This is a genomic window from Aeromonas sp. S18(2024) (assembly GCF_041402525.1).
Taxonomy (GTDB): Bacteria; Pseudomonadota; Gammaproteobacteria; order Enterobacterales; family Aeromonadaceae; genus Aeromonas; species Aeromonas enteropelogenes.
Genome location: NZ_JBGLQV010000003.1, coordinates 283,797 through 296,454, shown reverse-complemented (window position 1 = coordinate 296,454; position 12,658 = coordinate 283,797). Strand labels below are relative to the sequence as shown.

Here is a 12,658-nt window from a genome sequence, read left to right as displayed (position 1 = left end):
GAGGATAAGCGCTGCGCCGACGGGAATATCGCCACAGGCGCTGTGCTTGTCATCTTCTCCCGGGTTTGCATTCCGGCGCCGCCAAACATCATGAAAACGTTGAAAAAGGGGCCTTGTTGCCTCTTTTGGTTTGGCGGCCGGCTATCAGGCAAAAAGGGGCGAGCAACCGTGCCCGGGCTTGCACCGCGCCGGTTAAGTTGTGATATTGAAGCATCTTTAAGTAACAAGGGTAATGAGGATGGAAGCTGCGTTTTGGCATCAACGTTGGGAAGAAAACCGGATTGGCTTTCATCAGGCAGATTTCAACCGCTGGCTGCAATCCTGGTGGTCGGCCCAGCAACCGGATGAGCCCGTGCTGGTTCCTTTGTGCGGCAAGTCCCGCGACATGCTCTGGCTCAAGGGGCAGGGGCACCCGGTCGATGGTTTCGAGCTCTCGGAGCTGGCCATCAGCCAGTTTTTCAGTGAAAACGGGCTTGCCGAAACGGTGAGTGAGGTGGGGCCCTATCAGTGCCATCAGCACGACACCCTGCGCATCTATCAGGGGGATTTTTTCGCCGCTCCGGAGCTCGGTCGCCGCTATCGGCTGGTCTATGACAGGGCGGCGCTGATCGCCCTGCCGACGGCCATGCGCCGCCAATATGCGGCCCTGATGAGCCGACTGGTGGAGGCAGGGGGCCAGATCCTGCTGGTGACTCTGGAGTATCAGCCCGAGCAGCAGGTGCAGCCACCCTTCTCGGTGGGGGAGCTGGAAGTGCGCTCCCTCTTTGAGCGGGAATTCAGGGTGGAGGTGCTGGGGCGGGCCGCCGAGCTGGATCACCCGCGGGTGCTCAGTGGCCAGCTCTCTTACTTCGATGAGGTGGCTTACCGGTTGATCCGTCGCGATTGAGGGTAAAAAAGAGGGGATGTGCGCCAACAAGGGAGACGGAGTTGGACTCTTTGATACCTCCTTTGACGTAGATCAACGTGAGCATGAGGGTGAGTGCCTAATATGAGGCTGTTTCTCAATCACTGTTGGCATTGCAAGGCGAGCCGAGGTTGATCCCGCTTGCCGACCATCAACTCAGTGTCTGATTTTCACGCTCATGTTCACTTTTGGCGGCTTTGGTCGCAATTGTTATGGTTTTTCCAGCCGACCCTGATGGGTCGGCTTTTTATTGCCCGCGATCTTGTCTGCAGGTGGGGGAGGAGGCCTGCTCAGGCCTCGAAGGTGGCGGCGTTGAGGCGAAATGCCTTGGGGTCGTCGATGAACTGGCCCGTGATGCGCTCGTCATGTTCGTGCCCCTGGCCATAGCTGCAGAGGATCAGTCGATCCGAGGTACGAGAGCGCAGCTGGGTGATAAAGCGCACCAGATCGGCGCGGCTTAACCTTCCCACCTCCTGACAGACCCGCTCCCGCTGATCAAAGCCGAGATCCTTGTTGCCGATGCTGACCCAGAGCCGCTGGCCGCGACTGCGCAGATTGGCATCTCGCTCGCTGAGTTGGGCCTGCAGCCCCGCCTTGCTGTCCTGCCACTGCTGCTCGGTGAGTTCGAGCATGGCGAGCGGGAAGAGATCGATAAACTCCTCCACCGCATCGAGCAGGATCTGCGGCCCCGCCACCGGCGACTGGATATAAAAGATGAGGCCGGGATGACGGTTGAGAGGCAGGTTGCCGGCGCCCACCACATAGCCCAGTTGCTGGCGGGTGCGCAGCTCGTGGAAGAAGGTGGAGGACATGATGTGGTTGGCCAGGGTAAAGCAGGCGAGATCCTGCGCCCGGGTGGTGCGGGACTGGTAGTAAACCAGCAGCGCCGAGTCTTCGTGTTCGCACCCCTGCTCGCGAATGAGGGAGCCCCTGTCCTGGATGGAGATAAGCGGGCGGCGGGTCTCGCTGCCGGGCTGGCTGTGGGGCGCCAGGTGGCGTTCCAGCAGGGCAGCCAGCGCCAAGGCTTCGGCCGCGGTCCAGTCACCGTGTACCAAGGTCTCCACATGGACTTCGCCAAACAGCCGGGCCACGAAATCCGGCATCTCGGTGAGCTCTACCGTGCGCAGATGGCGCAGCAGCTGCTCGAACGGCGGGTTGTTGGGCTGCAGCAAGCTGGTGAGCTGGTTGAATAGCTGGGAGATGGGGCGCGCCTTGGACTGGTTCTCCCAGTTGCGGATGAGCTGCTCTTTTATCTCGGCAAAGCGGCGCGGATCCGGGTACCCCAGGGTGCGGTTGCCGAGGATCATATCGAGCAGCAGGGGCTGTTTGTCGGCAAAGCCGCTCAGGTTGATGGTAAAGCCCCCCTGATGGGCATAAATCTGGTAGCCGAGCCCCGCCAGCTCCGCCGGATAGGTGAGGGCGTTGAGGTGATCCGTGAGCAGCTCTACTGCCAGACGTGCCATGGCGATGTTGCGCGGGTTTTTCACCGCATGCTCGCTGTCGATGGAGATATAGATGTTGCCCTTGGGCACACTGAACTGGTGCTCATGCAGGTGCCAGAGGCGAAAACCCGGCCGATCGATAAGGCAGGCCGGCATGTCGGCGGCAAGCTCGGGTGTGCGGGGATCGAGCCGCTCTGTGATAAAGGGGTTCGGTTTGGGCAGGGCGAGGGCCGGATCCGGCTCGCTCTGCTGCCAGTGCACTTTTTCTGATTCTGTAATGGTGGCGACGCTGTAAGGGGTCTGGTACCAGCGGGCCAGCCGATCGGTGGACTGCTCCGGCGCCGTGATGGTGATGCGCAGATTGTGGGGGGTGAGTTTGGCCAGCAGACGGCGGATCAGCCCCTCGTCATACTCGCGCATCATGTAATCGCCGTAGAGCAGATCCTCCGGGGCATAACTGAACAGGTTCAACACCAGCCCGGAGACGGTATCGAGCGCCCGGCCTCGCTCCTGAAAGCGAAACGCCGATTCGAGCACTGTGCGCTTCTCGTCGTAACGCCAGGCCTCCAGCCCCTCCCGTGCGATCAGCTTGAGGTAGCCAAACAGGGCGGCGACTATCTCGTCTACATGGGCCAGCCCGAGAGGCGTCAGGCCGAAGTTGACCCCGAAATCCTTGAAGTTGGCGCCACTGATGCCACCGCCGGCGGAGAGCTGATTGACCCAGCCCTTGCCCTTGAGCAGAGAGAGCAGGCTGCCATCCCCCTCATAACCGATGAGGTGGCTCAGGAAGGTGAGGGGCTTTTTGTCGTAGAACTCGTCCACATTGGGCAAAGGGAAGGTGAGCGCCAGTTTGCGCGTCTCCTTGACCGGCTTGATGCGGATGCGGATCCCCAGATCGTCGAGTCGGTAGAGGGGAGCCTCCAGAGTCGGTGTTCCCAGATTGCGATTCAAAATGGGAGCGAAATAGCGACGGCACCAGGCCAGCTGGGTGTCGATGGATTCGGGCGACATCATGACCAGGGCCATGCGATCTGCACTGTAATGGCTTTCGTAGAACTGGATAAGGTCGGATCGCAGATCCCGACCGGGCAGGTCGGCCAGGGTATCCAGGTTGCCCACCGAAAATTTGGAGAAGGGGTGTGCCTGGTTGACTGTCTCCTTGTGCACCTGATAGCTGCGCCTGATATCGTCTTGCAGCTTGAGCCGGTATTCGGAGTCGACCGCGTTGCGCTCCTTGTCCACCCACTCGGGATCGAAGGTGGGGCAGATGAAAAACTGGGAGAAGCGATCCAGCCCCGCTTCAAAGAAACCGTTGTCGATCTCGAAGAAGAAGTTGGTGAATTCGGTGCCGGTCCAGGCGTTGTTGCTGCCGCCGTGACGGCTCATGAACTGCTGGTACTCACCGGGTCTTGGGTAGGTGCAGGTACCAAGAAACAGCATGTGTTCGAGGAAGTGAGCCATCCCCTGCCGGTCCACCGGATCGTCAAAATGACCGGTGTTGACCGCCAGCGATGCTGCCGATTTGTCGGTTTCGGGATCGCAAATCAACAAGACCCTGAGCCGGTTTTCCAGCTCCAGATAGTGGTATTGCCGGTGGTCGTTGGGACTGGCATATGGGCTCATTAGGGTCGACTCTTGTAGGATTTATTTGAATTTAAACATGATTATCGACCTCGCTATCCCGTCAGGCAAACCCTTTTCTGAGAGGTCGCGCAATTGTTTCCCCCGGCACGGCGGGGTAAGATCCTCCGGCTATTAAAACAGGCCCGTTGGGCGAGGTAGTAATGAAGATCTATATCATGCGTCATGGCCAGGCTGGCATGAATGCGAAAACAGATGAACAGCGTCCATTGACCGAGCAGGGGATCGAAGAGTCACTTCAGATGGCTCGTTGGTTGTCGCCTCAGCTGGCCGGTCCGTTCGATCGGGTGATCCACAGCAACTACCTGCGTGCTCGTCAAACTTGGCAGACCATATGCAGTGAATTACCAGACGCCAAGGTGGTGGAAGAGAGTGGCGATATCACCCCCTACGGGGATCCCGCTTTCGTCGCCAGCTACCTGACCGCGCTGGCCGAACAGCATGAGCAGATCTTGCTGGTCAGCCACCTGCCGCTGGTGGGGTATCTGGTGCAGAGTCTCTCTCCGGCTGCGGGGGCGCCCATGTTTGCCACCTCGGGCATTGCCTGTATCGAATGGCGCGAGGGCAAAGGAAACTTGCTCTGGCTCGAAGGGCCGCATACAATACGCTAAAAGTTAACAAATAATTAACGAATGAATTTTTAGGGAAGAGAGAAGCGATTTTTCCGGATTTTTATAGTTAGTTAACGGAATTATTTCGCAGAAGCTGCTGTCATACGGATACAACTGCAAGAGGTTGCAAACGATGAGAGTGTTCAAGAAGTACCTGCCACTGATGGTGGCAAAGCACGTCAAAACCTTCTTTAAAGGTCGGATTTACATCCATGGTCGGGGGCGGTTTGATTTCCAGTCGGGGTTGTTGTTGATGCCGAGCCAGGCTGACATTCCCCATCGCCAGACTGTGACTGAAGTCAACGAGCTCATCTCCAGACTTCACATGGATGCGGCGTGACCCGCTTCTGAATAGGTTTCTGTGATCCCATGCCCGCACTCCTGCGGGCATGTTCGTTTTCGGGCCTTGCTTATCCCTTGTCGCACCCTATACTCCACACCCGACTTATCATCTCCATCCCGCCATTTCTGGATATTGTGATGCCCCTTGCCTTTGTATTTCCGTTCTCCTGCATTGCCATCTGGGCTGGCAATGGCATTGTCAGCAAACTGGCGGTTGGCGTGCTCTCGCCGGCTGCACTTGCCTGGTCTCGCTGGGTGGTGGCCGCCTGCATTTTGACGCCTTTTCTGGCGCGTCGGGTGTGGCGTGTCCGGGACCGCCTGCGCGCCGGTTGGTTGCAACTGGCGACGTTGGCTCTGCTTGGCATGGTGCTCAACCAGACCTTCGGCTACTACGCAGCGCAGACCCTGGGGGCCACCGAGATCGGCCTGATGATGGGATTGACCCCCTTGCTCACCGTATTGCTCAGCATCTGGCTGCTGCGCGAGCGTCCAACCTGGGGCGCGGTGCTGGGGGGAGTGCTCTCCCTCCTGGGCCTGGCGATCCTGCTGGGACACGGGGATCCTGCCCGGCTGTTTACCCAGGGCATCCATATCGGTTCCCTCTATATGTTGCTCTCGGCGGGCACCTATGCCCTTTACAGCGTGCTGCTGAAGAAGTGGGATCTGGGACTCGACAACTGGTCCATGCTTTACGGCCAGGTGCTCTGCAGCGTGGCGCTCCTGACGCCTTTCTATCTGCTGGTGGATGGCCAGTGGCCGGACAGTCAGGCCCTGTGGCTCATTCTCTACGCCGGTATCCCCACTTCGGCACTCTCGCCCTGGCTCTGGATGCAGGGGATCTCCCTGCTGGGGGCCAGCCGTACCGCCATCTTCATGAACCTGTTGCCCGTGATGACCGCGGGGCTTGCCATCACTCTGCTGGGGGAACACCTGACCAGTTATCACCTGATCGGCGGTGGTCTCACCCTGCTCGGGGTCTTGCTGGCGCAATTGTTGCTCAAACCCGTGGTGTTGAGGCGACGTGCTCCGCTGGCCATGGCGGCCTGTCAGGAAGATTGATCGTCAGGGCAAACACAGACTAAAAAAGAAACGCCTGCACAGCTGCAGGCGTTTTTGTCAGAAGAGAGATTACTGGGCTACCAGGTAGATATCCTTGCTGTAGACGATATCTTGCGGGTTCTGGTAGGGGTAGCCCTTGACGAACGGCTTGAGCAGCCGGGATTTGACGTAGAAGTAGACGGGCGCCAAGGGGGCCTCTGCCTCGATCAGGGCTTCTGCCTGCTGATAGAGACGGTTACGCTCGGCGCCATCCTGTGAGTCGTGCGCCTTGGCCAGCAGGGCGTCATACTCCTTGTTGACCCACTTGCCGCTATTGGCACTGCTGCTGGACGTCATGATGTCGAGGAAGGTCGAGGCATCGTTGTAATCCCCGTTCCACGAATAGCGGCTGACCCCGAAATCCCCCTCATTGAGCACCGACACCATGGTCTTCCACTCCATGTTGTTGAGCTTGGCCGTGACTCCCAGATTGTGTTTCCACATGGAGGAGATGGCCAGGGCAATCTTTTTGTGTCCCTCGTTGGTGTTGTAGAGGATATCCACCTCCAGCGGTTTGTCCGGTCCATAACCCGCTTCGGTCAGCAGTGTCTTGGCCTGCTTGATCCGCTCTTCCTTGCTCATCAGCTCGCTGGCCGGTTTTTTCAGCTCGAAGCCATCGACGATGGGGGGCGTCAGGCTAAAAGCCGGCAGCTGGCCCTGACCCAGGATCTTGTCGGTGATGGTCTCCCGATCGATGGCAAGGGACAGCGCCTTGCGTACTTTGGGGTTATCAAACGGTTTACGCTGGGTATTGAACACATAGTAATAGGTCGCGAGGATCGGGACGTTGACCAGCTCCTCCGGGCTCTGGCTCTTGATGTGCTTGTACTGTTCCAGCGGGTAGGTGGTGTAGTGCAACTCACCGGTGCGATAGCGGTTGTAGGCGGCGGTCTCCGAGACGATCTCCAGATAGATCACCTTGTTAAGGACGGTGTGCTGGTTGTCCCAGTAGTGGGGATTGCGCTCGGCGGTCAGGCGCTCGTTGGGGGTCCACTCCTTGAGCACGAATGCGCCGTTGGAGACGATATTGCTAGGTTTGACCCACTCCTTGCCATATTTGTCGATGGTGGCCCTGGGGGCCGGGAAGGTGGTGTAGTGGGAGAGGGTTTTCAGGAAGAAAGGAACCGGATTTTTCAGGGTAATTTGCAGGGTATGGGGATCCAGGGCCTTGATCCCCAGGGCGTCCGGCGTCTTCTTGCCCTGGATCACTTCGCTGGAGTTGGTGACACCGGTCAGCTCGATAAACCAGGCGTAGTTGGAGGCGGTCTTGGGATCCGCCGCCCGTTGCCAGCCATAGACATAGTCGGCCGCGGTGACGGGCTCGCCGTTGGACCATTTGGCTTCGGGCCTTAGCTGGAAGGTGTAGACAGTCCCCGTGCTGTCGAGCTCGTAGCCGAGCGCGCCAGCAGGCTGGGGTTTACCGTCGCCATCCAGGGTGTAGAGCCCCTCGAACAGATCGTTGACGATGGCACTGCCCGCACTCTCTTCCACCAGTTGGGGGTCTATGGTGGTGGGTTCGGTACCGATATTTGTCACGTAGATCTGCTGGGCATCGGGCAGCAGTTTGGTGCTGGCCGGGACGTGTGCAGCCAGCACAGGCTGGACCGCCAGGGTGAACAGACCGGCAACCATGCCGGCAATGAGAGTCCTTTTCATTGAATATCCTTATGTTTTTTGCTTCCAAAGCGCAGCCAGTGTGCGGGATTGAAGACGGGATCTCAAGAGGCAGGCCGATACGAGGCGCCATGATGGGAGTGAGTCAAAAGAGCCCTGCTTTATCGCGCCTGTGACGCGCACACTGACGGTTTTCTATCACGAATTAAGAGGCCGAAATTGGTCAGTTGACCTGGCTTTTTCGCACTTGCGACACTACTTCCTGTCAAGTTCTGGCGTTTTAATAGCCCGCTTAATTCGCTGCAAAAACAAAAAACAGACGTTACATTAGGTTACAAAACAACACGGCCGAGGATCGGCTTCTTTTTTTCTGATCTTTGCAAACGTTTTCAACGCCAACGGGAACGACCTTAAAGGACCAACAATGCGAAACATGATCACCATGGGCGAGTTCATCGTCAAAAAGCAGGCGGATTACCCAACCGCAACCGGCGAGCTGACGTCATTGCTCAGCTCCATCCGCCTGGCGGCCAAGGTGGTGAACCGGGAGATCAACAAGGCGGGGCTGGCGGATATCATTGGCTCCGTGGGTTCCGAGAACGTGCAGGGCGAGGTGCAGCAGAAGCTGGACGTGTATGCCAACGAGCGCTTCAAGGCTGCCCTCGAAGCCCGTGGCGAGGTGTGCGGCATGGCGTCGGAAGAAGAAGAGGACTTCGTCGCCTTCGATTCGCCGCTCTCCAAGAACTCCAAATATGTGGTGCTGATTGACCCGCTCGACGGCTCTTCCAACATTGATGTCAACGTCTCGGTCGGGACCATCTTCTCCATCTACCGTCGTGTCAGCCCGCAGGGCGGCCCGGTGACCCTGGAAGATTTCCTGCAGCCGGGCAACCGTCAAGTCGCTGCCGGTTACGTAGTCTACGGCTCCTCCACCATGCTGGTCTACACCACCGGTTTTGGTGTCAACGGCTTTACCTATGATCCCTCCATCGGTTGCTTCTGCCTCTCCCACGAGAACATTCGCATTCCGCAGGAAGGCAAGATCTACTCCATCAACGAGGGCAACTACATCAAGTTCCCGGACGGGGTGAAGAAGTACCTCAAATATTGCCAGGAACGGGACGAGGCGACCCACAGACCCTACACCTCCCGCTACATCGGCTCCCTGGTTTCCGATTTTCATCGTAACCTGCTCAAGGGCGGCATCTACATCTATCCGTCCGGCACCAACTCCCCGAACGGCAAGCTGCGCCTGCTCTATGAGTGCAACCCTATGGCGTTTCTGGTGGAGCAGGCCGGTGGCAAGGCCTCCGACGGTTTTGGCCGGATCATGGACATCAAGCCTACCGAGCTGCACCAGCGCACCCCTTATTTCGTCGGGTCCACCAAGATGGTTGAGCGGGCTGAGGCCTTCATGCGGGAGTTTTCCGCCCACGAGGATCCTGCCAATCAGGGCTGATGCGAGGCAAAGCGCAGATAATAAAAACGGGAGCCGCAAGGGCTCCCGTTTTTATTGGCCGAGTGGCCAGGTTACTGGCTGTGGCTGGCGAGATCGGCCAGCAAGCCATCCACCAGTTTTAGTCGCATGGCGCGATCCTGGGTCGGCACCTGGAAGCGCAGCCGGGTCGGTCCATCCATCTTGTAGATGCGTGGTTGCTCGGAGAGGAGTTTGACCAGATAGGTCGGGTTGACTCGGGTCTCCTGGGTGAAGTCGAGATAACCGCCGCGCTCGCTCATCTCCACCCGGCGAATGCCAAGGGCGGTGGCGCGCTGGCGGAAGGCCGCCAGCTCCATCAGGGTTTTGGTCGCCTCCGGCAACAGGCCAAAGCGGTCGATGATCTCCACCTTCAACTCCCGCAGCTCCTGTTCGTCCGCCGCGCTGGCGATGCGCTTGTACATGGAGAGGCGCATGTTGACGTCCGGGATGTAGTCGTCCGGCAACAGCGCAGGCAGGCGCAACTCTACCTCGGTGTGCTGGCTCATCAGTTGCTCGAGGGACGGCTCCTTGCCATTTTTCAGTGCCTCGACCGCCTGCTCCAGCATCTCCATGTAGAGAGTAAAGCCCACCGATTCTATCTGGCCGCTCTGATCGTCCCCCAAGAGCTCGCCGGCGCCGCGGATCTCCAGATCGTGGGTGGCCAGGGCAAAGCCGGCGCCGAGATCTTCCAGCGACGCGATGGCTTCGAGCCGCTTGGCCGCATCCTTGGTCATCAGCTTTGGATGGGGGGTGAGCAGATAGGCATAAGCCTGGTGGTGGGAACGCCCGACCCGGCCGCGCAGCTGGTGCAACTGGGCAAGCCCCAGATAGTCGGCTCTGTCCATGATGATGGTGTTGGCGCTCGGCACGTCGATGCCGGTCTCGATGATGGTGGTGCACACCAGCAGGTTGAAACGCTGGTGGTAGAAGTCAGACATCACCCGCTCGAGTTCGCGCTCTCGCATCTGGCCGTGGGCGATGCCGATGCGCGCCTCCGGCACCAGCTCGGCGAGATCCGCCGCGCACTTCTCGATGCTCTCCACGTCGTTGTGCAGGTAGTAGACTTGGCCGCCGCGTTTTAACTCCCGCAGCACAGCCTCACGCACCACCGCCGGCTCGTGTTGGCGCACGAAGGTCTTGATGGCGAGGCGCTTGGCGGGCGGGGTGGCAATGATCGAGAGATCCCGCATGCCGGACATGGCCATGTTGAGGGTGCGCGGAATGGGGGTCGCGGTGAGAGTGAGGATATCCACGTCCGCGCGCAGCGCCTTGATCTTCTCCTTCTGACGCACCCCGAAGCGATGCTCCTCGTCGACGATGAGCAGCCCCAGATCCTTGAAGGTGAGATCGGAGCCCAGTAGCTTGTGGGTGCCGATGATGATGTCCACCTTGCCGTCGGCCAGTTCCTTCATGACGGCGTTTTGCTCCTTGGCGGAGCGAAAGCGGCTCAACACCTCCACCCGCACCGGCCAGTTGGCGAAGCGATCGCGGAAGTTGTCGTAGTGCTGCTGGGCGAGCAGGGTGGTGGGCACCAGCACCGCCACCTGCTTGCCACCGTGCACGGCGACAAAGGCGGCGCGCATCGCGACTTCGGTTTTACCAAAGCCCACGTCGCCGCACACCAGTCGGTCCATGCTCTTGGCCTGGCACATGTCGCCAAGCACCGCATTGATGGCATTGAGCTGATCGTCGGTCTCCTCGAACGGGAAACCGGCGGCAAACTGGCGATAGGCCTCTTTATCGTGCTTGAAGGCAAAACCGGCGCGCGCGGCGCGATGGGCATAGACGTCGAGCAGTTCGGCGGCGACGTCGCGCACCTTCTCGGCGGCCTTGCGCCGCGCCTTGCTCCAGGCCTCTCCACCCAATTTATGGCTGGGCGGGTTATCCGATCCGGTATAACGGCTGATAAGGTGCAGGCTGGTGACCGGCACGAACAGCTTGTCGCCGCCGGCGTATTCCAGGGTCAAAAACTCGGTGGGCAGGCCGCCGGCATCGATGGTCTCCAGCCCCAGATAACGGCCGACACCGTGATCAAGATGCACCACCGGTTGGCCCTGGGTCAGCTCGCCCAGGTTTCGGATCACCGCATCCGAGCTTAAATTCTTGTTCTTCTCCCGCGCCCGTTTGCTGCGCACCTTGCCGCCCAGCAGCTCGCTCTCTGTGATAAGGGCCAGCTCTTCCTGGCCAGCTTCGCTGAGCAGGAAGCCACGCTCGAGTGGGGCCACCAGCAGGCCGTGGTGCTCCCGGCTCGCCACAAAGGAATCCAGAGACGCAAACTCTTTGGGCTGCGCATTGATGCGGGCCAGCAAGTCCCCCAGCACCTCACGCCGTCCCTCGGACTCCACCGCAAACAGGGTGCGACCGGCAAACCCTTGCAGGAACTGGCTGAGCGCCAGCAGGGGCTGCTCCTTGCTGTGATCGAGTTGCAGGTCGGGCAGGGGGGCGATGGGCAGATCCCGCTGGCCGGCTTCCCCACCGGTGGCAGCCTCCTGCAGCCGCACCGCGCCATATTGACCCAGCTCGGCGAACAGCTGCTCCACCGGCAGATAGATCTGCTGGGGGGGCAACAGGGGGCGGGTGTTGTCCCAGCGCCGCTCCTCATAACGCTGGCCGATGTCGTTCCAGAAGCGCTGGGCGGCGGGGTAAATATCCCCCACGGTGAGCAGCAAGGTGCTCTGTGGCAGGTAATCGAACAGGCTGGCGGTTTCCTGGAAAAAGAGCGGCAGATAGTATTCGATGCCGGCGGGCCAGCGTCCCTTGCTCACCTCCTGATAGACGGAGCCCTCGGCGCGGGAGATCTCGAACTGTTCGCGATAGTGACCGCGAAAGAGCTCGATGGCGCTCTCGTCGGTGGGGAACTCCCGGGCCGGCAACAGGCTGACCGATTTGACCGGCTCGCTGGAGCGCTGGGTCTCGGGATCAAACGGGCGGATGGAGTCCACCTCGTCATCGAAAAAGTCGATGCGATAGGGGGTGTTGCTGCCCATGGGGAAGAGATCGAGCAATGAGCCGCGGGCGGCAAACGCGCCGTGTTCCAGCACCTGATCCACCGCCACGTAGCCCGCCTCGGCAAGACGTCCGCGCAGCTGCTGCAGGTTGAGGCGCTGGCCGCTTGTCACCATCAGGCTGTACTTGTCGAGATAGGCGCGGGGCGCGCAGCGCAGCATCAGGGTCGAGATGGGCACGATCAGCACCCCCTTGCTCATCTGCGGCAGCTTGTAGAGGGTCTCGAGGCGCTGGGAGATGATGTCCTGATGGGGAGAGAAGGTGTCGTAGGGCAGGGTTTCCCAGTCGGGAAACAGCAGCACGGGACATCCCTCATCTGCCAGCAGGTATTGCAGTTCCTGTTCGAGGCGCAGGGCACTCGGGGTATCGGCGGTGACCAGCAGGACGGGACGGTCTGCCGCCCCCGTGATGCGGGCGGCGAACAGCGAGAGGCTGCTGCCGACCAGCTGGCCAAGCGTGATTTTTTGGCCCGCTTTGGCGGGCAAGGCGGGTAGAGTCATTGGCATCATTCGATTCTTTTAAC

At 59.8% G+C, this 12,658-nt stretch carries 8 protein-coding genes; 5 read left to right on the top strand and 3 right to left on the bottom strand.

What is annotated here, in order from left to right; all coding sequences use genetic code 11:
* Positions 1 to 238 precede the first annotated feature (238 nt).
* On the top strand, positions 239 to 886 hold the full coding sequence (locus tag ACB034_RS07545; RefSeq protein ID WP_371172502.1) for a thiopurine S-methyltransferase: 648 nt from the start codon (positions 239 to 241) through the stop codon (positions 884 to 886).
* Between the two features lie 308 nt (positions 887 to 1,194).
* Here ACB034_RS07545 and ACB034_RS07540 read toward each other — a convergent pair whose 3' ends face one another.
* Complete coding sequence (locus ACB034_RS07540) at positions 1,195 to 3,969, bottom strand: insulinase family protein (RefSeq protein ID WP_371172501.1); 2,775 nt, start codon at positions 3,967 to 3,969, stop codon at positions 1,195 to 1,197.
* 161 nt (positions 3,970 to 4,130) lie between these two features.
* Between ACB034_RS07540 and sixA the strand changes: the two genes are divergently transcribed.
* The 3 genes from sixA to ACB034_RS07525 all read left to right on the top strand — a co-directional run bounded on the left by sixA (position 4,131) and on the right by ACB034_RS07525 (position 5,999).
* Complete coding sequence (gene sixA / locus ACB034_RS07535; RefSeq protein ID WP_042069574.1) at positions 4,131 to 4,598, top strand: phosphohistidine phosphatase SixA; 468 nt, start codon at positions 4,131 to 4,133, stop codon at positions 4,596 to 4,598.
* A gap of 133 nt (positions 4,599 to 4,731) precedes the next feature.
* Complete coding sequence (locus ACB034_RS07530) at positions 4,732 to 4,938, top strand: DUF1107 domain-containing protein (RefSeq protein WP_026457339.1); 207 nt, start codon at positions 4,732 to 4,734, stop codon at positions 4,936 to 4,938.
* Positions 4,939 to 5,078: 140 nt separating this feature from the next.
* Entirely contained in the window at positions 5,079 to 5,999 is a 921-nt protein-coding gene (locus ACB034_RS07525) for a DMT family transporter (protein ID WP_216992200.1), read from the top strand.
* Positions 6,000 to 6,068: 69 nt separating this feature from the next.
* On the opposite strand, the gene ACB034_RS07520 is transcribed toward ACB034_RS07525, so the two are convergent.
* Positions 6,069 to 7,694: a peptide ABC transporter substrate-binding protein gene (locus tag ACB034_RS07520; protein WP_371172500.1), complete on the bottom strand. Its 1,626-nt coding sequence runs from the start codon at positions 7,692 to 7,694 to the stop codon at positions 6,069 to 6,071.
* A gap of 382 nt (positions 7,695 to 8,076) precedes the next feature.
* Between ACB034_RS07520 and fbp the strand changes: the two genes are divergently transcribed.
* Positions 8,077 to 9,111 (top strand): class 1 fructose-bisphosphatase, encoded by a 1,035-nt coding sequence (fbp, locus tag ACB034_RS07515; RefSeq protein ID WP_042069570.1) that lies wholly within the window; start codon positions 8,077 to 8,079, stop codon positions 9,109 to 9,111.
* Positions 9,112 to 9,182: 71 nt separating this feature from the next.
* On the opposite strand, the gene mfd is transcribed toward fbp, so the two are convergent.
* Positions 9,183 to 12,644, bottom strand: coding sequence for a transcription-repair coupling factor (gene mfd, locus ACB034_RS07510; protein ID WP_371172499.1), 3,462 nt, complete (start codon positions 12,642 to 12,644; stop codon positions 9,183 to 9,185).
* Between the last annotated feature and the right edge of the window lie 14 nt (positions 12,645 to 12,658).